General features: G+C 59.8%; 17 protein-coding genes. 8 read left to right on the top strand and 9 right to left on the bottom strand.

Features of this window, described 5'->3' with window-relative positions; all coding sequences use genetic code 11:
• Positions 1 to 4: 4 nt before the first annotated feature.
• The 3 genes from ACQRBV_RS13265 to colR form a co-directional block, all read right to left on the bottom strand.
• Positions 5 to 685, bottom strand: a complete 681-nt coding sequence (locus ACQRBV_RS13265; protein ID WP_060754246.1) for a class I SAM-dependent methyltransferase — start codon at positions 683 to 685, stop codon at positions 5 to 7.
• A gap of 189 nt (positions 686 to 874) precedes the next feature.
• Positions 875 to 2155 carry a sensor histidine kinase gene (locus ACQRBV_RS13260; protein ID WP_060754247.1) on the bottom strand — a complete coding sequence of 427 codons (1281 nt, stop codon included), beginning with the start codon at positions 2153 to 2155 and terminating at the stop codon, positions 875 to 877.
• Positions 2145 to 2828, bottom strand: a complete 684-nt coding sequence (gene colR / locus ACQRBV_RS13255; RefSeq protein WP_198760547.1) for a two-component system response regulator ColR — start codon at positions 2826 to 2828, stop codon at positions 2145 to 2147. Before colR ends, ACQRBV_RS13260 begins: the two co-directional genes overlap by 11 nt.
• 205 nt (positions 2829 to 3033) lie before the next feature.
• On the opposite strand from colR, the gene ACQRBV_RS13250 reads away from it, so the two are divergent.
• The 4 genes from ACQRBV_RS13250 to ACQRBV_RS13235 all read left to right on the top strand — a co-directional run bounded on the left by ACQRBV_RS13250 (position 3034) and on the right by ACQRBV_RS13235 (position 8575).
• Complete coding sequence (locus tag ACQRBV_RS13250; RefSeq protein WP_411984802.1) at positions 3034 to 4983, top strand: LTA synthase family protein; 1950 nt, start codon at positions 3034 to 3036, stop codon at positions 4981 to 4983.
• A gap of 88 nt (positions 4984 to 5071) precedes the next feature.
• Positions 5072 to 5770 carry a response regulator transcription factor gene (locus tag ACQRBV_RS13245; RefSeq protein ID WP_090368799.1) on the top strand — a complete coding sequence of 233 codons (699 nt, stop codon included), beginning with the start codon at positions 5072 to 5074 and terminating at the stop codon, positions 5768 to 5770.
• Positions 5760 to 7061 carry a sensor histidine kinase gene (locus ACQRBV_RS13240; protein ID WP_161549398.1) on the top strand — a complete coding sequence of 434 codons (1302 nt, stop codon included), beginning with the start codon at positions 5760 to 5762 and terminating at the stop codon, positions 7059 to 7061. Before ACQRBV_RS13245 ends, ACQRBV_RS13240 begins: the two co-directional genes overlap by 11 nt.
• 86 nt (positions 7062 to 7147) lie before the next feature.
• Positions 7148 to 8575 (top strand): glycosyl hydrolase family 8, encoded by a 1428-nt coding sequence (locus ACQRBV_RS13235; RefSeq protein WP_411984803.1) that lies wholly within the window; start codon positions 7148 to 7150, stop codon positions 8573 to 8575.
• 74 nt (positions 8576 to 8649) lie between these two features.
• On the opposite strand, the gene groL is transcribed toward ACQRBV_RS13235, so the two are convergent.
• The 5 genes from groL to ACQRBV_RS13210 form a co-directional block, all read right to left on the bottom strand.
• Positions 8650 to 10296: a chaperonin GroEL gene (gene groL / locus ACQRBV_RS13230; protein WP_060754252.1), complete on the bottom strand. Its 1647-nt coding sequence runs from the start codon at positions 10294 to 10296 to the stop codon at positions 8650 to 8652.
• Between the two features lie 50 nt (positions 10297 to 10346).
• On the bottom strand, positions 10347 to 10640 hold the full coding sequence (locus tag ACQRBV_RS13225; protein ID WP_003227685.1) for a co-chaperone GroES: 294 nt from the start codon (positions 10638 to 10640) through the stop codon (positions 10347 to 10349).
• A 247-nt stretch (positions 10641 to 10887) separates the two neighbouring features.
• The gene (locus ACQRBV_RS13220) at positions 10888 to 11364 is read right to left on the bottom strand and encodes an FxsA family protein (protein ID WP_060754254.1); all 477 of its coding nucleotides are present in this window, start codon (positions 11362 to 11364) and stop codon (positions 10888 to 10890) included.
• Positions 11365 to 11430: 66 nt separating this feature from the next.
• Positions 11431 to 12162: a HugZ family protein gene (locus ACQRBV_RS13215; RefSeq protein WP_060754255.1), complete on the bottom strand. Its 732-nt coding sequence runs from the start codon at positions 12160 to 12162 to the stop codon at positions 11431 to 11433.
• A gap of 115 nt (positions 12163 to 12277) precedes the next feature.
• Positions 12278 to 13285, bottom strand: coding sequence for a DUF481 domain-containing protein (locus ACQRBV_RS13210; protein WP_090368791.1), 1008 nt, complete (start codon positions 13283 to 13285; stop codon positions 12278 to 12280).
• 192 nt (positions 13286 to 13477) lie between these two features.
• On the opposite strand from ACQRBV_RS13210, the gene ACQRBV_RS13205 reads away from it, so the two are divergent.
• The 4 genes from ACQRBV_RS13205 to ACQRBV_RS13190 all read left to right on the top strand — a co-directional run bounded on the left by ACQRBV_RS13205 (position 13478) and on the right by ACQRBV_RS13190 (position 18258).
• Positions 13478 to 13792: an MGMT family protein gene (locus ACQRBV_RS13205; RefSeq protein WP_232965689.1), complete on the top strand. Its 315-nt coding sequence runs from the start codon at positions 13478 to 13480 to the stop codon at positions 13790 to 13792.
• A gap of 43 nt (positions 13793 to 13835) precedes the next feature.
• Complete coding sequence (locus ACQRBV_RS13200; protein WP_060754258.1) at positions 13836 to 15368, top strand: AmpG family muropeptide MFS transporter; 1533 nt, start codon at positions 13836 to 13838, stop codon at positions 15366 to 15368.
• A gap of 200 nt (positions 15369 to 15568) precedes the next feature.
• Complete coding sequence (locus ACQRBV_RS13195) at positions 15569 to 17284, top strand: proline--tRNA ligase (protein WP_411984804.1); 1716 nt, start codon at positions 15569 to 15571, stop codon at positions 17282 to 17284.
• 20 nt (positions 17285 to 17304) lie between these two features.
• Positions 17305 to 18258 (top strand): hypothetical protein, encoded by a 954-nt coding sequence (locus ACQRBV_RS13190; RefSeq protein WP_060754260.1) that lies wholly within the window; start codon positions 17305 to 17307, stop codon positions 18256 to 18258.
• Positions 18259 to 18388: 130 nt separating this feature from the next.
• Here the strand turns inward: ACQRBV_RS13190 and dinB are convergent, their stop codons facing one another.
• Positions 18389 to 19447, bottom strand: a complete 1059-nt coding sequence (dinB, locus tag ACQRBV_RS13185) for a DNA polymerase IV (protein ID WP_060754261.1) — start codon at positions 19445 to 19447, stop codon at positions 18389 to 18391.
• Positions 19448 to 19688: the final 241 nt, after the last annotated feature.

Genomic DNA, 19688 nt, shown 5'->3' with positions numbered 1-19688 from the left:
CCTGTCACCTCTTACGCAATACATAGACTCGCCACATGGCATAGAGCGGCATGAAGTCCAGGGATTCCTGAACACGGAAACCGGCCTGCTCAAATTCTGCCTCGACAGTAGCCGCCGGTAACACAAACCGATTTTGGTAACCTTCCTGCTCACCTCTTTCGCGACGCCGGGACTCGGCGCGCTTGCGTCTCCAGGCCTTGAAGTTGCCATCGACCCACAGCGAGAGGATCACGCTGTCGCGCGTCACACGCTGAAACTCCTGCAATATCGCCAGCCTATGCTCCGGATCACCAATGTGGTGCATCAAGCGCATGCAGAAAATGCTGTCGACCGAGTTGTCCGGCAAATCGATATCAAAGGCCGATGTCTGCAAAGTGCGTACCCGTTTCACCACGTCCGCCGGTTGGGCGACTGTGGCGACCTTCAACATCGATGCCGAATTATCAGCGCCGATAATCACACGATTGGGTTTTTCGGCCAGTAATGGCCAGAAGCGCCCGGCGCCGCAGGGCAGGTCCAGGACCAGCCCAGGCTCACCGGCCATGGCCAGCGCACCGCGCGCCAATTGCTCGTCGCGTTTGTGGGACAACCGGCGAGCCAGATTGTCCTGATGCTTGAGCAAATAATTTTGCGCGTGTTGGTCGTCGTACTTTTCGGAAAATTCGAGCTTGATCGGGGAAGGCATCTAAACATCTCCAGTTGCTGATGCCTACAACCTTAAGCAGCAAACTGTGAGCGACAGGTCAACTGGTTGTGAAAAACTTGTCCTGTCCAACCCCATACATTTCAAGACTTTACAGACACAAACGGTGGCCTGGGGCCATCTTCGCCGAAAAGCACGCTAACTGCCGCAGCATAGCGGCAGGCTGGCGAGTCAGGGTTTGACCTGGCTCAACTCGACATGAAAGCGGCAGCCGTTGGGCTCCATGGTGCTCAGGCTGACGCTCCAGCCTTGGCTCTCGCAGATGCGTTGCACCAGCGACAAACCCAATCCCAGGCCCTCACCGCGCTTCTCGCTGCCACGCACAAAAGGCTCGAACATCGCTTCACGTTTTTCTTCCGGTATACCGACGCCGGAGTCTTCGACGATAAAACCGCTCGGCTCCAGGGTGAGGCGGATAAACCCTTGCTCGGTGTAATGCAGCGCGTTGCGCAGCAAGTTACCCATCACCGCATGCAAGAACGTGGTGTTGTAGCGGGTCGCCAAGGGGTTGCCAGGAATGTAGATCAACTCAAGCCCTTTTTGCTCGATGGGCTCGCGCCAGATACCGAGCAAGTCATCGGCCACCTGTTTGAGATTGACCTGCGGCGACATGGCAGCATCATCATGTTTGGCACGGGCGAGCATCAGGAAGGTTTGCACCAGCTCGCGCATTTCCTCACTGGCGCGGGCGATGCGCTCGACCTGGGCACGGCCGCGCTGATCAATCGCCGGGTTCTCCAGCAACAGTTCGCAGGAAGTGGCCAACACCATCAAGGGTGTGCGCAATTCATGGCTCACGTCGCTGGTGAACAATTGCTCACGGGACAACGCCTGACGCAAGCGGCCGAGCGTGGCATCGAAAGCCACCGCCAGTTCACCCACTTCATCGGCCGCATAATCCGGGGCCAACGGCGGCGCCAGGCCCAGCAACTGGTCACGGTGGCGTACCTGGCGGGCCAGGCGTACCACCGGTGCCATCACCTTGCGGGCCAACACCCAACCCAGGAACACCGCCAGCGCCAGGCTGAGCACGAACCCCACCAGCACCACCGCAAACAACACGCGCTCACGCTCTTCAAAGTCGCTCTGGTCTTGCAGCAGGACATAACGCCGACCGTCGACCACTTCGACCATGGCGTGGTACGACAGCGCTTCGCGAAACACCTCATGAAAGCCTGGGTCCAGGTGTCGCAAATCCTTGGGCAGTTCGAAATCGCCGCGCCCACCGCTGAAATAGAACAACTGGTCCGGCTCCGGCCGGTGGCTCCAGTCTTCGACGCTGTCCATCAATAGCAACCGTTGCAGGTCGCCACCCAGGCCCGCCGAGATCAGTTTCTCTTCCACCAGGTGCACGGTCGCAACAATGCCCATGGCGAAAGCCCCCGCCACCAGCGCGCTCATCAAGGCAAAGGCGATGATGATCCGCTGGGCAAGGCTTTGCTTAAACTCCATCACGCCCCTCGGCCAGGCGATAACCGACGCCGTGCACCGTCTGCAGCAATGGCTTGGCGAAAGGTTTATCGATCACCTGGCGCAACTGGTGAACGTGGCTGCGCAGGCTGTCGCTGTCCGGGCAGTCATCGCCCCACAGGGCTTCTTCGAGCACTTCGCGGCGCAACACATGCGGACTCTTCTGCATCAGCACCGCCAGCAACTTCAGGCCCACCGGGTTGAGCTTGAGCAGGCGCCCTTCGCGGGTGACTTCCAGGGTATCCAGATCGTAGAACAACTCGCCCACCTGCAAGGCGCGACGACCACCGCCCTGGGCGCGGCGCAGCACAGCTTCAATGCGCGCAGCCAATTCGGACAAGGCGAACGGCTTGAGCAGGTAATCATCGGCACCCGACTTGAAGCCCTGCAATCGGTCATCCAACTGATCGCGGGCAGTGAGCATGATCACCGGTGTGTCACGGCGCGCGTCTTCGCGCAGGCGTTTGCACAAGGTGTAGCCATCAATGCCTGGCAGCATGATGTCGAGCACGATCAGGTCGTAATGCTCGGTGGCCGCCAGGTGCAGGCCCGACAAACCGTCCTGCGCGCAGTCAACGGTATAGCCCTTGAGCCCCAGGTAGTCCGCCAGGTTGGCCAGAATATCGCGGTTGTCTTCAACCAATAGAATTCGCATGAGCAGTGTCTCCGTACTGTCGTGCCAGCCGTGCTGGCTCGCGCAGCTTAAGGCCTGGCGTGGCTCAGGGATAGACCTGTCGGACTTATCGATTAATCTTCTCAACCAACTTTATGATCTAATGAGTTTTTCACTATAGATTCACAGGCCGCCAACAAGGCCTGGCCGAAGATCATCGCCCATTAATAGAAGGATTATGCTGGACATGGGGTTTCTCAAAACCGCGCCTATGCGCTACCTGCTGCTCGTCACCGGCGCATGGTTGGTTATTTTCCTGCTCACCCGCAGCGTCCTGCTACTGACTCACCTGAGTGAAGTCGGAGGCAACGTACTGCCGGTGTTTGGCGTGGGCTTGCTGTACGACTTGGGCTTCCTGACCTATGCAGCCTTGCCGCTGGGCCTGTATTTGCTGCTTTGCCCACCGGGGCTGTGGCGCCGTCGCGGCCATCGCTGGTTCCTGCAAGCGATGTTGACGGTCAGCCTGTTCGCCATGTTGTTTACCTCGGTGGCCGAATGGCTGTTCTGGGACGAGTTCGGCGTGCGCTTCAACTTTATCGCCGTGGATTACCTGGTGTATTCCGACGAGGTGCTGAACAACCTGCTGGAGTCTTATCCGATCGGCAAGTTGCTCAGCCTGTTGGCGATGCTGGCGGTGGTGCTGAGCGTGGCACTGCGCAAACCTTTCAACGCCGCCTTGAATGCACCGCTGCCGCCGATGCGCGGCCGCTTGCTGAGCGCCTTGAGCCTGTTGATCGCCGCCGGCCTCAGCCTGCAACTGATCAGCCAGGACAGCCCGCGCACCCAGGGCGGCAACGCCTACAAGAACGAACTGGCGAGCAATGGCCCGTATCAGTTTTTCGCGGCATTTCGCAATAACGAGCTGGACTACACGCAGTTCTACAAGAGCCTGCCAACCGAGGTGGTCGCCCAGCAGCTACGCACCGAACTCAGCGAGCCCAACGCGCGCTTTATCGGCAAAGACCCGCTGGATATCCGCCGTGCCATCGAGAACCCCGGCACCTTGCGCAAGCCCAATATCGTGCTGGTGACCATCGAAAGCTTCAGCGCCAAATACATGGGCAGCAACGGTGATGGGCGCAACCTTACGCCCAACCTCGATGCGCTGCGCAAGCAAAGCCTGTACTTCAATAACTTCTATGCCACCGGTACGCGTACCGACCGTGGCCTGGAAGCCATCACCCTGGCCATTCCGCCAACGCCAGGGCGCTCGATCGTCAAGCGCATAGGGCGCGAAAGCGGCTTTGCCAGCCTGGGTCAACAACTCAGCGCCATCGGCTACGACAGTGTGTTTGTCTATGGCGGGCGTGGTTACTTCGACAACATGAACGCGTTCTTCAGCGGCAATGGCTATCGGGTCGTGGACCAGAGCAGCGTGGCCGAATCGGATATCTCGTTTAAAAATGCCTGGGGCATGGCCGACGAAGACCTCTACCGGCAGACCCTGAAACTGGCCGACGCCGACTACGCCAAGCAGCAGCCGTTTCTGCTGCAATTGATGACCACCTCCAACCATCGCCCCTACACCTACCCGGACGGGCGTATTGATATCAAGTCCGGCAAGGGCCGAGACGGTGCGGTCAAATACACCGACTACGCCATCGGCCAGTTCCTTGAGGCCGCACGACAGAAGCCCTGGTTCGATAACACGATCTTCGTGTTCGTCGCCGACCACACGGCCGGCAGCGCGGGCAAGGAAGACTTGCCGATCACCAACTACCAGATCCCCCTGTTCATCTACGCCCCGAAATTGATCGAGGCCCGGGAAACCGCGCAACTGGCCAGCCAGATCGACTTGGCGCCCACTTTGCTGGCCCTGCTCAACCTGAGCTACGAGTCCACCTTCTTTGGTCGCAACCTGTTGCAAGACAGCCCATTGCCGCCACGTGTGGTGGTCGGCAACTACCAGCACCTGGGGTTGTTCGACGGCAAGGACCTGGCGATCCTCAGCCCGCGCCAAGGGTTGCGTCGCCATGATCAGGCGCTGGGTGAAAGCCAGGAGTTACGCGTGGGCAGCGATGATCCGTTGATCCAGCGGGCGATCACCTACTATCAAGCTGCCAGCTACGGTTACACACAACAACTGCTCGGCTGGAAAGCCCCCAAGAACGCGGCACCGGCGCTCACCGCCGACTGATAAACCCACGAAGTGCGCGTCCCGCCCTTGCCTCCTCCCAGGCAAGGGCGTAACACTTGCGGCCTTGCTTCGGCGACGGCCCTTTTTCATGTCCGACACCCTCCTGCTGATTGAAGACGACCGCCCACTGGCCGCGCTGACGGCCGAGTTCCTGCGCGCCGAAGGTTTTACCGTTGCGGTGGAGCACCGTGGCGATCATGCAGCCCAGCGCATTCTCGATGAACAGCCGGCGCTGTTGATCCTGGACGTGATGTTGCCGGGTATCGACGGCTTCACTCTGTGTCGACAGATTCGTGATCACTACCCCGGGCTGATCCTGATGATGACGGCATTGGATGAAAACGCCGAACAATTGACCGGCTTCGATGTGGGGGCGGACGACTATGTGGTCAAGCCCGTCGACCCGCTGCTGTTGCTGGCGCGTATCCGCTCACTGCTGCGCCGCCGTCCGCAAACGCCCCGCGCCACTTACCAATGGGGTAGTTTCCGATTGGACTTGAACAGCCATTTCGCTTGGCTCAAAGAAACCCCTTTGCAGTTTTCGGTGGCCGAGTTCGAATTGCTGGCGATTTTCGCCCGCCATTGCGGCGTGTTGCTGACCCGCGAAAAACTCCTCCAGAGCCTGCGGGGCCTGGAGTACGACGGGGTCAACCGCTCCATCGATATGCGCGTGTCGCGCCTGCGTAAAAAGCTGATGAACCTGGCTTGCCCGGTGACCATCCAGACCATCACGGCCCAAGGCTATCTCTTTGTCGAAATCCCACAGGACGGCCAAGATGCTGTCTAAAGTGCGCCCTTGGATGGCGGTCGTGGCGGGCACCGCTTGGGCGGCCTTGACGTGTTATCTGTTGTGGCTGTGCGCCAACGCTTCGGTGTTTGTCGGTGAAGACAGCTTTCTACGCTTGATGGCTGGGCCGGGCTACCTGGTGGCCGAGCAGCTCAAGGCCTTGCCGGCCGACCAACGCGAATCGCACATGGACACCTTGCGCGCACATTTCCAGTACCCGGTGGCACTGGTCGCGCTGGATGACGTCGAGCTGCCGCCGGAAGCCTTGGTGATGCTGGAACATCAACAGCCGGCGCTCAATAGCGACGAAGACATTACCTACTTCCCGCTGGACGATGACACCGTGATCCAGTTCGGCCCCATGTGGGGCACGGCTGAGGTCGATGACCTGCTGAAATTTCCGATTTACTGGATAACAGCAGGCGTCGCTGGCCTGCCGGTGTTACTGCTGCTCTGGCTCGGCTTACGCGCACACAGCCGGCGCGCCAGCGAACTGGGCAAGCTCAATGCCTGCCTCGGTACACTGGCGCACACGCCGAATGTGATGTTGCCCGCGATGGGCAAGGAATGGGCGCCGTTGCTGCAGACGCTGCAACAACATGCCCAGGCCATCAGCGCCATGGGCGAACGCCACCGCGAAGTCTCCCAAGCGGTGTCGCATGAACTGCGCACGCCCCTGGCACGCATGCGCTTTGCCCTGACCCTGCTGGGCAAAAGTGACGACCCGCCCACGCGCACCCGACTTCAGGAGCGCTTGCTCACCGACGTCGAAGAACTGGAAGCCTTGGTGCGGGCCAGCCTGGCTTTCGCACGAATGGCCGGTTCTGCATCAGACCTGCACTACGAGCCCATCCGCATTCGCGAGTGGCTGCATCAGGAATTTGCCTTGCTGGACGGACATCAGCGCCACCTGAGCCTGGAGACCGACCCACCGGAGCTGGAGCTGATCGGCGACCGTGCGCTGTTGCACCTGATCGTGCGCAACCTGCTGAGCAACGCCATCACCTATGCCCGCGACCAGGTATGTGTCAGCGCGGCCTACCATGGCCAACACCATCTGATACTGCACGTCGACGATGACGGCCCTGGCGTCGTGGCGGAAAACCGTGAAAAAATCTTCGAGCCTTTCGTACGGCTGGCCATGGGCGGTGACGCCCCAGGCGGCTTCGGCCTTGGCCTGGCGCTGGCCAAACGGGCGACGCAGTGGCACCGCGGTGAACTCTCGGTGGCCCGCAGCCCGCGGGGTGGCGCACGCCTGAGCCTGGTCCTGCCGCTGCGCCCACCTCAGTAGCGCATAGCGTGTTACAGCCTGTGACAGCGAACAGTTCGTATCGCCCGTAACCTCGCCACCTGAATTCCAGGTTGGAGAGCCCGCCCATGCGTCCCCCGAAAAAGCACCTGCACCGGCTGATGGGGTCATTGTGCATTGCCGCCAGCTCATTGTTCGTCAGCGATGCCTGGGCTTTTGCCCAAGCGGCGCCTTACCACGCCGGCTCGATCAAGCCAAACCACCTGCCCCAGGCGGTCATGGATCAGCAACTGACCCGGTTCTACACAGAATGGAAGGCGCTTTATCTATCCGCCGAATGCGGCAACGGGCGCTATTTCATCAAGGTCAATGCCGACGGCAAGCCGGTGGGCGGCGGCACCGCCCCGCACACCATTACCGTATCCGAAGCCCACGGCTATGGCATGCTGCTCAGCGTGATGATGGCCGAGCAGGACCCGGACGCGCAGCAGATCTTTGATGGCATGGTGCGCTATTTCAAAGACCACCCAGCCAAATCCGATCCCGGGTTGATGGCCTGGAACCAGGTCGAAGGCTGCGGCAACTCCACTGGCCGGTTCCGCGGCAACGCCAGCGCCACCGACGGTGACCTGGATATCGCCTACGCCCTGCTGCTGGCTGACCAGGCGTGGGGCAGCCAAGGTGCGATTGACTACCGCAGCCAAGCCAACCAAGTGCTGGCGGCGATCATGCACCATGAGGTACACCCGCGAACCCATCATCTGCTGCTCGGCGACTGGGCCGGCACCGATGGCGATTCCGAGCTTGAATACGCCACCCGCAGCTCGGATTTCATGCAGTCGCACCTCAACAGTTTTTTTGCGATGACCGGTGACAGGCGTTGGTTGGCTGTTCGTGACAAAACCTACTCGATCATCCACACCTTCACCGAGCGCTACAGCGCAGGCAGCGCCCTGCTGCCAGACTTCATCAGCCACCTCGACACCTCGATCACACCCGCCCGCGCCGACCTGCTGGAAGGCAAGCACGACGGCGATTACGCGTGGAATGCGGCCCGCTACCCGTGGCGGGTCGGCCTGGACTACCTGATGTACGGCGACGTGCGTGCGCTGGAGGCCCTGACTCCGTTCAACCACTGGGCGCGCACAATCACCGGCGATCAGCCCGCGGCGTTCAACAACGGTTACCGGGTCGATGGCAGCGTATTCGACGAAGACCAGGATGACCTGGTGTTTATTTCCGCCTTGGGGGTCAGCGCCATGATCAGCCCCGGCAACCAGCCATGGCTCAATAACATCTGGGACAACCTGCAACACCGTCCACTCAAGGCCCATGACTACTACGCCAATACCCTCAAGTTGCTGGGGATGGTGGTCATGTCCGGCCACTGGGAACGGCCCAGGCCTGCGCCCCCTGAAAGAACCGCGCACCTGCCTGTTCATCAGCCGCTCGACCAAGCTCTATCGCAACCCATGGCCCTCATGTCGAGTACCCGACTGACCTTGGCACGGGGGTTCACGTTCAAGAAACTGCTGAGGCGCCGCTCAATAGGCTGAGCGCTGGCGCTGCATAAAAAAACCCCGCCTGCATCACTGCAGACGGGGTTTTTCAGGTGCCGGGTAAGGCTGGCTTACATCATGCCGCCCATGCCACCCATGCCGCCCATGTCTGGCATACCGCCGCCAGCTGCGCCTTCTTTCTTCGGTGCATCAGCGATAGCCGCTTCGGTAGTCAGGATCAGACCGCCGATGGAGGATGCCGCTTGCAGCGCGGAACGGGTTACCTTGGTTGGGTCCAGGATGCCCATTTCGATCATGTCGCCGTATTCGCCAGTAGCAGCGTTGTAACCGTAGTTACCTTTGCCGTTCTTGACTTCGTTGACCACAACGCTCGGCTCGTCGCCGGAGTTGGCAGCGATCTGACGCATCGGAGCTTCAACAGCGCGACGCAGAACAGCGATACCGACGTTCTGGTCAGCGTTGTCGCCGGTCAGGCCAGTCAGGGCTTCCAGAGCACGGATCAGCGCAACGCCACCGCCAGGTACCACGCCTTCTTCGACGGCTGCGCGGGTTGCGTGCAGGGCGTCTTCAACGCGGGCTTTCTTCTCTTTCATTTCAACTTCGGAACCAGCGCCAACCTTGATCACTGCAACGCCGCCGGACAGCTTGGCCAGACGCTCTTGCAGTTTTTCACGGTCGTAGTCCGAGGAAGTTTCAGCAACCTGGGCACGGATCTGAGCGATACGGGACTCGATGTCGCCGTCAACGCCAGCACCGTCAACGATGATGGTGTTTTCCTTGGAGATGGTCACGCGCTTGGCGCTACCCAGGTTTTCCAGGGTGGCGCTTTCCAGGCTCAGGCCGATCTCTTCGGAGATAACGGTACCGCCGGTCAGGACGGCGATGTCCTGCAGCATGGCCTTGCGACGGTCGCCGAAGCCCGGTGCCTTGACGGCTGCGACTTTGACGATGCCACGCATGTTGTTCACAACCAGCGTCGCCAGGGCTTCGCCTTCAACGTCTTCGGAAATGATCAGCAGTGGGCGACCGGCTTTGGCAACGGCTTCCAGCACTGGCAGCATTTCGCGGATGTTGGAGATCTTCTTGTCGACCAGCAGGATCAGCGGGCTGTCCAGCTCGGCAACCATGGTGTCCGGCTTGTTGACGAAGTAAGGGGACAGGTAGCCACGGTCGAACTGCATGCCTTCTACAACCGACAGTTCGTTTTCCAGGCCGGTGCCTTCTTCAACGGTGATCACGCCTTCTTTACCGACTTTTTCCATGGCTTCGGCAATGATGTCGCCGATGGAGCTGTCGGAGTTGGCGGAGATGGTACCTACCTGAGCGATAGCCTTGGAGTCCGCGCAAGGCTTGGACAGGTTCTTCAGCTCTTTGACGATGGCGATGGTCGCCTTGTCGATACCGCGCTTCAGGTCCATCGGGTTCATGCCGGCAGCGACGGCTTTCAGGCCTTCGTTGACGATCGACTGAGCCAGAACGGTGGCGGTGGTGGTGCCGTCGCCTGCGTCATCGTTGGCACGGGAGGCAACGTCTTTGACCAGCTGCGCGCCCATGTTTTCGAAACGGTCTTCCAGTTCGATTTCTTTGGCGACGGAAACGCCGTCCTTGGTGATGGTCGGAGCGCCGAAGCTCTTCTCGATGATCACGTTACGGCCTTTCGGGCCCAGGGTCGCTTTTACCGCGTCAGCCAGGACGTTGACACCGGTGAGCATTTTCTTGCGGGCGGAATCGCCGAATTTAACTTCTTTAGCAGCCATGATCGATATTCCTTAAATTCTTTGGAGTAACGGAAAAATGAGCGGGGAAATCAGCCTTCCAGTACGGCGAGAATCTCGTTCTCAGCCATTACCAGGAGGTCTTCGCCGTCAACTTTCACAGTGTTGCTACCGGAGTAAGGGCCGAAAACAACCTTGTCACCGACTTTAACGGCCAGCGCACGTACTTCACCGTTTTCCAGAGTCTTGCCTGGGCCCGCAGCGACGATCACACCGTGGTTGGCTTTTTCAGCAGCCGAACCTGGCAGAACGATACCGCCAGCGGTTTTCTTTTCTTCTTCGCTGCGACGGATTACGACGCGGTCGTGCAGAGGACGAAGCTTCATTGTCGATCTCTCCTAATTGTGTTTTTCATCGGCCGGTATCAATTCCGGCGGGTTAAATTCCGGCGGGGCCGGTCGCGGTTCGCAAAGCAAACCGCTGAAGTCTGTCTGGTGTCGCCACCAGAAACCTTGCGGTGACCGTTACATAAGGGCGCCTGGGCTTATTACAAGGGGCCATGAATGAAATTTTTTGTGTCTACGGTCGGGTAAAAGCAACACGGCACCCGAAGGTGCCGTGCCGATAAAGCGCTTATTTGGAGTCGCGGTGTTCGAACTCGCCTTCGATCACGTCACCTTCACGCCCCAGGGGCTGGCGCGGAGCCGGACCGCCACGGGGTTGCAGGTCATCGGCGAAGGCACGCTGGCGAATCGCAGCCTCTTCGGCGCGCTGGCGCATCTTGCCGGCCAGCAGCTTGCGGGTGAACGGCAGCAGCATGACCAGGCCGACCACGTCGCTGACAAAGCCCGGCAGGATCAACAGACCACCGGCCAGGGCCATCATCAAGCCTTCGAGCATGGTCTGGGCCGGCAACTCGCCGCGATTCAGGCTTTCACGGGCACGCAGGGCCGTAGCCAGACCCGCGACGCGCAGTACCAGGACGCCGAGCATCGAGCCGGCAATAATCAGCAACAACGCCGGGAAAAACCCGATTGCGCTGCTGACTTGAACGAATACGAACAGCTCCAGCACCGGGAACAGCAGAAAGAGCAATAAAAAAGGGCGCATCAAATGGTTCCTCAACGCAAGAATGCCTTGCTAGTCCACCTTAGATGACGTCGCCATTTCGTGAATTCAAGCGCCGGCCGCTGCTTTTTTCGGCCAGACCTCGGCGTGAGCCAATGAAACCAAGGCCTCGCGCACTTGTGTCGGAGTATTACAAGGCTCGGCAAACGGCAACCAATGCAACGTTTGGCCGATGCGCAGGTGCATGCCTTCACTGTCGATACCGACCAATTGCGCAGGCTCGGACGTCGGCAAACCGGCCAGGTCGACGTAATGGGCAATCGCTTTGGTGTGATCGCTGTTCATGTGCTCGATCATGCTGCGCTCAGCCTTGCCCGCGAAGGGGTTGGCCAGGGTCAACTGGTCGACCCAGTGAATCGCGCCAAAACCACCGATATAACGGTGGCGTACCGGCTTGAGTACCCAGAAATCAAAATCATGGGCCTTGTGGTAGTTGGCCGATTCGGGGAAGTAGCGGTAATAACGCTCGGCCGCCGCGTCGATCGCCGCCTGATCGTCCAGTTGCTCGGCTTCGGCCAGGTAGGTCAGGCGCCCGACGGCCTGCACGTCATCGGCCTCGCGCTCACCCACCAGCAGCGAGCATTTCGGGTCCTTGTGCAGGTTATGGGTGTGCTGGGCGATGCGGCTGATCAGGATCAGCGGGCGGCCCTGCTCGTCCAGGCAATAAGGCACGACCGAACCGAAAGGGAAGCCGGGCATGGCTTTGGACAGTGTGGAGAGAGCCCCACGGTATTCCTTGAGCAACAGCTCTCGGGCGTTCTTGGCAACGTGCGCGCTCAACGTATGACTCCTCGGGTATTCGGTCGCCCATGGCACATGGGAATGGATCTCAACACAAGGTAATCAATATCCGCGCAGGTTGCCAGCGCCGCCCCGGCAGCTTTTGCCGTGTGGGTTACCAGGCCACGCCAAAGCCCGCGGTGTAGCGCGTCTTGCTCAAACTGCTTTCCGAATCGCCACTGATAATGTCGCGCTCGGCCTTGAGATTGAGCGAAGCCCACTCGGTGACTTTGTAGCGCAGGCCCATTTGCGCATCCACGGAGTATTCGGACGGCCCGGCCAGCGGCTTGCCCAATTCACCGCTGGTGAAGAACTCAACGGTCTTGCCCACCAGGTAGCGGTTGTAGTTCCACTTCATGGCCAGGGAGTAGAAGTTGTCCTTGCCGCCGTCGGCATATTCGTAATCGGTGCGGTTGACCAGGGAGCCGAGGGAGAATGCGCCCAGCTCATCATCCCAGAACTGGTAGCCGGGGCCGGTACCCACGGTGCGTTGCCGCGCCAGGTCTTCCACCTTGTCGCGCTTGTAGGTCAGGCGGCCCTGCCAGAACCAATGTTCGGTGATGAAGCGGTCCAGGTCATATTCCAGGGCCCAGTTGTCGGTGGTGGTGACGTCGTCCTGGAACTCACGGTTGTACTCACCCTTCCCGGTATGGCGCCACTGGCCGTGACGGGCGGTGGTCTTGAAGTCGATGTCGTAATCGTTGGTGTCTTTGTCGGCACGCTTGTAGTCCAGCGCCAGGTCGACATTACCCTTCCACACCAGGTCCTCGATCACCGGCTTGGGCTTGATGATCTGCTGGATGCTCGCCAGGTCCACGGTCTTGGGCGCTTCACCGTTGGCCAGGACCACCTTTCCATCGTCTGCGGCCTTCAGCGACTTGGCTTTCTCACCGGTATAGGCGTCCTGCTTGACCAGCAATTCCTGATCGCTCTCCAGGGTTTTCACCTGCTTCCAGTCCACCGGGATCGAGCCGGCGTAGTCTGTCTGAATCAGCAATTTGCCGCCGTCAAAGACTTTGATCTTGCCGGTCAGCCGGTCGCCGTTCTTCAACCACACGGTGTCGGCGAGCAAAGGGGTGGAGGCGCTTAAAACAGCAAGGCACAGCAGGGTTCTGGACAACATAAGCAGATTCGGGGCTCAAGGTTGGCGAAAAAAGGGCGCTATCGTGTTAGATAGCTACGACTGACTCAAGGATTTATATTGAGTTCAATTCTCATCGCCATGTTTACAGACGTTTCTTACAAATACGCGAAGATCTCAACGGATATATCCACAGTGAATCCACCTGCCGATACGCCGCAAAGCCCCGCCGAGATGCGCCGTACCGCGCTGTACCTGACGCTGGCGCAAGTCCCGCAAGGTTGTGTCGTGAGTTACGGCGAATTGGCGCGCCTGGCCGGCCTGGGTCGGGCAGCACGCTGGGTGGGACGTACCCTCAGCCAACTGCCCGAAGACACTCGACTGCCCTGGCATCGCGTGCTGGGCGCCGGTGGTCGGATAAGTCTGCCGGTGGGCAGTGCTTCAGGCGACGAACAACGTGCGCGTTTACGCAGCGAAGGTGTCAGCATCCTGAACAATCGCGTTGATATTCAGCGTCATGGCTGGCGCCCGGTAGAGCACAGCGGTTAGAGTGCGCGCTTTGTTTCCGCAAATCTGAGGCAGATTCCAGCCCATGCCCCGTAAAACCTGGCGCGCCGCGCTCGCCGCCTATGCCAGCCCTTCGACGTTGGTGCTGTTGTTGCTCGGCTTCGCCGCCGGCTTGCCTTACATGTTGGTGTTCTCGACGCTTTCCGTATGGCTGCGCGAGGCCGGTGTGGCCCGCGAGACCATCGGTTATGCGAGCCTGATCGGCTTGGCCTATGCCTTTAAATGGGTCTGGTCACCGCTGCTCGACCAATGGCGCCTGCCGCTCCTCGGAAAACTGGGGCGACGCCGCTCATGGTTGGTGCTTGCCCAGTCGCTGGTGATCCTCGGATTGATCGGCATGGGGTTCTGCGACCCGCAAAAACACTTGTCCTGGTTGATCGCCATTGCGGTGATCGTGGCCTTCGCCTCGGCCACCCAGGACATCGCCGTAGACGCCTATCGCCTGGAAATCGCCGACGACAGCCGCCAGGCCGCCCTGGCCGCCAGCTACATGTCCGGCTATCGCATTGCAGCCTTGCTGGCCACAGCCGGCGCGCTGTTCTTTGCCGAAGGTTTCGGCTCTACCGGCTTCAACTATAAGCATTCGGCCTGGACCGGCACCTATGTCATGTTCGGCGTGCTGATGATCCCGGCACTCCTGACCACCTTGTTCATGCGCGAACCCGATGTGCCGCTGCGTACCCAACTGCAGGCCGGCCGCTACAGCTTCTCGCACCAACTGGTCTCGGTATTCGTCTTGATCGTGCTGCTGGTGTCGGTCCCGGCGATGTTCACCCAGCTGTACAACACCGATTTCGCCAGTGTGCTGTTCCACGGCGTCACCCTGTGGGAGCTGTTGATGGAAGATCGCGCCTTCCTGCGTGCCATCCTCTATATCCTGCTCACCACCCTGTGCCTGTCGACCATGGGCCGCCGCGGCCTGGCGCCGGTGCTGACACCGGTCAACGACTTTATCCTGCGCTACCGTTGGCAGGCGTTGCTGCTGCTCGGGCTGATCGCGACCTATCGCATGTCCGACACCGTGATGGGCGTGATGGCCAACGTGTTCTATATCGACCAGGGCTTTACCAAGGACCAGATTGCCGGGGTCAGCAAGATCTTCGGCCTGATCATGACCCTGCTCGGCGCAGGCATGGGCGGCCTGCTGATTGTGCGTTTCGGTATCTTGCCGATCCTGTTTATCGGCGGCGCGGCCTCGGCCGCGACCAACCTGCTGTTCGTGATGCTGGCCGATATGGGCCCGGACCTGCAGATGCTGATCTTCACCATTTCCCTGGATAACTTCAGCTCGGGCCTGGCCACTTCGGCGTTTGTCGCCTATCTGTCGAGCCTGACCAACCTCAAGTTCTCCGCCACCCAATATGCGCTGCTCAGTTCGATCATGCTGTTGCTGCCGCGCCTGATTGGCGGGTACTCCGGCGTGATGGTGGAGAAGTTCGGTTATCACAACTTCTTTATCATCACCTGCCTGCTGGGCGTACCGACGTTGTTCCTGATTGCGTTGCACTGGTTTCAGGAAAGTCGACGGGCGCGGTTGAGTCCTCCTGTAGAAGACTGACAAGCACTCCGTGGCGAGGGCGCTTGCCCCCGGTGGGGTGCGCAGCGCCCTCAAAAAAAAAGCGGGCGACTGCTGCGCAGTCGAACGGGAGCAAGCTCCCTCACTACAGACAGCCCTTTATTCTGATACCTGTACGGCGGCGGCTCACGCCCGTACAATCCCAAGTCATTTCAAGTCCAAGCAACCGACAACGGCCTACCATGCGTACCAGTCAATATTTGCTCGCCACACAGAAAGAAACGCCTTCCGACGCGGTTGTGATCAGCCATCAGTTGATGCTGCGCGCCGGCATGATCCGCAAACTGGCCTCCGGCCTGTACACCTGGCTGCCCATGGGCTTGAAGGTGATGCGCAAGGTCGAAGCCATCGTTCGTGAAGAAATGAACGCCGCCGGGTCTCTGGAAGTGTTGATGCCGAGCACCCAACCGGCTGAGCTGTGGCAGGAATCCGGGCGCTGGGAAGAGTATGGCCCTGAGTTGCTGCGCTTCAAGGATCGCCATGGTCGCGACTTCTGCGCCGGCCCGACCCACGAAGAAGTGATCACCGACCTGATGCGCAACGAGTTGAGCAGCTACAAGCAGCTGCCGCTGAACCTGTATCAGATCCAGACCAAATTCCGTGACGAAATCCGCCCACGCTTCGGTTTGATGCGCGGCCGCGAATTCATCATGAAAGACGCCTATTCGTTCCACGCCGACCAGGCGTCCCTGCAGGTCACTTACGACCGCATGCACACCGCTTACTGCAACGTGTTCACGCGTCTGGGCCTGAAATTCCGCCCGGTTGAAGCCGATAACGGCTCCATCGGCGGTGCCGGCTCCCATGAGTTCCATGTGCTGGCCGAGTCCGGCGAAGACGATATCGTATTCAGCAACGGTTCGGACTACGCGGCAAACATCGAGAAAGCCGAAGCCGTGCCACGCGAAACCTCGCGCCCGGCACCGACTGAAGAACTGCGCCTGGTGGACACCCCGGACACCAAGACCATCGCGGCGCTGGTGGAAAAATTCAATCTGCCGATTGAAAAGACCATCAAGACCCTGATCGTGCGCGCCGAAGAAGAAGGCAAGCTGATTGCGCTGGTGATCCGTGGCGACCACGAACTCAACGAAATCAAGGCGGCCCAGCAACCTGGCGTCGCCAGCCCACTGGTCATGGCCACCGATGCCGAACTGCGCGACGCGATTGGCGCCGGCGCCGGCTCCCTCGGCCCGCTGAACCTGCCGCTGCCGATCATCATCGACCGCTCGGTCGAGCTGATGAGCGACTTCGGTATTGGCGCGAACATCGACGACAAGCACTACTTTGGCGTGAACTGGGAACGTGACCTGCCGGTTCCGACCGTGGCTGACCTGCGCAACGTTGTTGCCGGCGACCCAAGCCCGGACGGCAAGGGCTCCCTGGAAATCAAGCGCGGCATCGAAGTCGGGCACATCTTCCAGCTGGGCAACAAGTACAGCAAGGCGATGAAGTGCGAAGTACTGGGCGAGAACGGTAAGCCGATCACCCTGGAAATGGGCTGCTACGGCATTGGCGTGTCGCGCGTGGTGGCCGCTGCCATCGAGCAGAACAACGACGAGAAAGGCATCATCTGGAGTGACGCCCTTGCGCCGTTCCAGATCGCCCTGGTGCCGCTGCGTTATGAAACCGAGCAAGTACGCGAAGCCACCGACAAGCTGTACGCCGAACTGACGGCGGCCGGCTTCGAAGTGCTGCTGGATGACCGGGACAAGAAGACCAGCCCGGGCATCAAGTTCGCCGACATGGAGCTGATTGGCATCCCACACCGGATCGTGGTCAGTGACCGCGGCCTGGCTGATGGCAATCTGGAATACAAGAGCCGGACCGAAGCCGAAGCCCAACCGTTGCCGGTGGCTGACGTGCTGTCTTTCCTTCAGGCGCGTATTCGTCGCTGAAAACCAGATCAAGAGAAGTCATGTTCAAGCGAAACACCAGAGCCCTGGGGGGCGCCGCCTTGTGCGGCGCCCTGCTGGTCAGCGGCTGTGCCAACCATATGTCGCAGCGCAGTGAGCACGAGGAGCGGATCGAGCGCAAGTTGCTCGACCACAGCCTGCAGATCGATGTAGGCGAGCCCAAAGTGCTGGAACTGCCGCAACGCCGGGTTCGGATTCACGAGCAAAAGACCTTTGAGGTCACCGAATTCGAAGTGACCCGCCGTTACGATCGCTATACCCCCTATCAACCCTGGCGCAAGGTCTACGAGATGCCTTTGGGCGCGGTAGCCCTGGTGGCGGGCGCGGGAGCCAACGTGGCGAACATCTTCGCCCTCGGCAACCTGCCCACCAGCATGACCCGTGACTGGCTGAGCTACGGCGTGGACGGCATCAACCCGTTCATGAACGTGCAATCCCATGGCCGTGCGCAACAGAACCTGGCGGGTATCGATGAAGTCCAGCGCGACAAGCGCCTGGAGTATTCGAGCCTGCCTTGGAGCGAACGCCCGGTACAAGTCACCGCCGGCAAGCAAACCCACGAACTGACCACCGACCGCAACGGCGTCTTGCGCCTGAACCTGTTGGACAGTCCGTTTGCCGAGCAAGACCTGAACCGGATCAGCACCCTGAAAATCAGCGTCGAAGATGGCCAGGACGACGTGCACTCAGACTCCACCTTGGCGATCAGCAGCACTCTGCGCAGCAAGTTGCTCGAAGCCCATGGCCTGATCTACGACGACCTTGAAGACGACGAAGTCAACCAGTGGGTGCATCGCGTCAAGCGTCTGTCAGAACTGGGCCTGGAAGAAGAAGCCAGTGAGCTGGAGCAAAGCCTGATCGAGCTGACCCGCAATGATCCTGAATTGCAGCAGGAATTCCTGCAGGCACTGACCAAGGATGCGGGGCGACTTGTCGCAGATCCTGGGACTCGCTGATATTCCTGGGCCAATGTAGATCCAAATGTGGGAGGGGGCTTGCTCCCGATAGCAGTGTGTCAGCTATGCATAAGCTAACTGATAGACCGCAATCGGGAGCAAGCCCCCTTCCACATGTTGCTCCCGGTGTTTACCAGGAGAACTCTAATTGCTCGTTGCCACCACTCAAGTCCAGTAAGCGCACACCTATACCGAGCAAGCGCACCGGTTTCCCACCCCGATTGAACGCCTGCGTCAGCAGCTGTTGATAACTCTCCAAATCCCGCCCTGCCCCCGCCTGCTCCAAGGTCGTCTGGGTAAAGTCATGAAATTTCACCTTAACGAACGGCTTGCCCGCACGGTAGCTGCTGTCGATGCGCGCCATGCGCCCGGCCAGGGTTTCCATCAGCTCAGGGAGTTTTGCCAGACAACTTGAGAGATCCGGCAGGTCCACATCGTAGGTATTTTCCACACTGATGGATTGCCGACGGCTGTCGTTGTGTACCACGCGGTCATCGATCCCACGCGCAAGGCTCCAAAGCCGCTCACCAAAACTGCCGAATTCGCGCACCAGCGCCAGCTTGTTCCACTCACGTAGTTGCAGGCAGTCCTCAATGCCCAGGCGCGCCAATTTGTCGGCCGTCACCTTGCCCACACCATGCAACTTGTTTACCCGCAACTGGGAAACAAAGTCTTCGACCTGGTCTGGGGTGATCACAAACAGACCGTTGGGCTTCTTCCAATCGCTGGCGATCTTCGCCAGAAACTTGTTCGGCGCTACGCCGGCCGACACCGTGATGTGCAATTGGTTGGAGACGCGGCGACGAATGTCCTGGGCTATACGTGTGGCGCTGCCGCCAAAATGCTGGCTATCGGAGACGTCCAGGTAGGCTTCGTCCAGCGACAGCGGTTCGATCAGGTCGGTGTAGTCACGAAAGATCGCCTGGATTTCCTTCGACGCTTCCTTATAGGCATCCATACGCGGCTTGACGATGGTCAGGTCGGGGCACAATTTCAGGGCGTGGCGTGACGACATCGCGGAACGCACCCCGTACGCCCGAGCTTCATAGTTACAGGTAGCGATCACGCCCCGGCGATCGGCGGAGCCACCCACGGCCAGGGGCTTTTGTGCCAGGCTCGGGTCGTCACGCATCTCAATGGCGGCGTAGAAGCAATCACAGTCGATGTGGATGATTTTGCGCTGCGTCATATAAATGGGGGTGTGGCCCAACGGGTGGCCAGTATCGCATTCGTTACTGTATATAGCACCAGTAGTTTGAAACTTCCGTTTGAGCGGTAGGAAATCGCCCAAAGGAATTTATTTTCTCAATCGAATCCAGCGCCCCAATAGAGCTGAAAGCCTCGGCCAGACTGGCCCCGCGCCCATCCAGAGCTGACTTTTCAGAGCTAACCGATTGAACCACAAGCGCTTTTTTTAGAATCACGGGTTG

This window comes from Pseudomonas sp. R11F (assembly GCF_050312575.1).
GTDB classification, from domain to species: domain Bacteria; phylum Pseudomonadota; class Gammaproteobacteria; order Pseudomonadales; family Pseudomonadaceae; genus Aquipseudomonas; species Aquipseudomonas palleroniana.
The sequence above is the reverse complement of the archived record's forward strand: the minus strand, read 5'-3'. Positions and strand labels throughout refer to the sequence as shown.

Coding starts and splice junctions, on each gene's coding strand:
- ACQRBV_RS13265 (WP_060754246.1), bottom strand. CDS start 685: ATGCCTTCCCCGATCAAGCTCGAATTTTCCGAAAAGTACGACGACCAA.
- ACQRBV_RS13260 (WP_060754247.1), bottom strand. CDS start 2,155: ATGGAGTTTAAGCAAAGCCTTGCCCAGCGGATCATCATCGCCTTTGCC.
- colR (WP_198760547.1), bottom strand. CDS start 2,828: ATGCGAATTCTATTGGTTGAAGACAACCGCGATATTCTGGCCAACCTG.
- ACQRBV_RS13250 (WP_411984802.1), top strand. CDS start 3,034: ATGGGGTTTCTCAAAACCGCGCCTATGCGCTACCTGCTGCTCGTCACC.
- ACQRBV_RS13245 (WP_090368799.1), top strand. CDS start 5,072: ATGTCCGACACCCTCCTGCTGATTGAAGACGACCGCCCACTGGCCGCG.
- ACQRBV_RS13240 (WP_161549398.1), top strand. CDS start 5,760: ATGCTGTCTAAAGTGCGCCCTTGGATGGCGGTCGTGGCGGGCACCGCT.
- ACQRBV_RS13235 (WP_411984803.1), top strand. CDS start 7,148: ATGCGTCCCCCGAAAAAGCACCTGCACCGGCTGATGGGGTCATTGTGC.
- groL (WP_060754252.1), bottom strand. CDS start 10,296: ATGGCTGCTAAAGAAGTTAAATTCGGCGATTCCGCCCGCAAGAAAATG.
- ACQRBV_RS13225 (WP_003227685.1), bottom strand. CDS start 10,640: ATGAAGCTTCGTCCTCTGCACGACCGCGTCGTAATCCGTCGCAGCGAA.
- ACQRBV_RS13220 (WP_060754254.1), bottom strand. CDS start 11,364: ATGCGCCCTTTTTTATTGCTCTTTCTGCTGTTCCCGGTGCTGGAGCTG.
- ACQRBV_RS13210 (WP_090368791.1), bottom strand. CDS start 13,285: ATGTTGTCCAGAACCCTGCTGTGCCTTGCTGTTTTAAGCGCCTCCACC.
- ACQRBV_RS13205 (WP_232965689.1), top strand. CDS start 13,478: ATGCGCCGTACCGCGCTGTACCTGACGCTGGCGCAAGTCCCGCAAGGT.
- ACQRBV_RS13200 (WP_060754258.1), top strand. CDS start 13,836: ATGCCCCGTAAAACCTGGCGCGCCGCGCTCGCCGCCTATGCCAGCCCT.
- ACQRBV_RS13195 (WP_411984804.1), top strand. CDS start 15,569: ATGCGTACCAGTCAATATTTGCTCGCCACACAGAAAGAAACGCCTTCC.
- ACQRBV_RS13190 (WP_060754260.1), top strand. CDS start 17,305: ATGTTCAAGCGAAACACCAGAGCCCTGGGGGGCGCCGCCTTGTGCGGC.
- dinB (WP_060754261.1), bottom strand. CDS start 19,447: ATGACGCAGCGCAAAATCATCCACATCGACTGTGATTGCTTCTACGCC.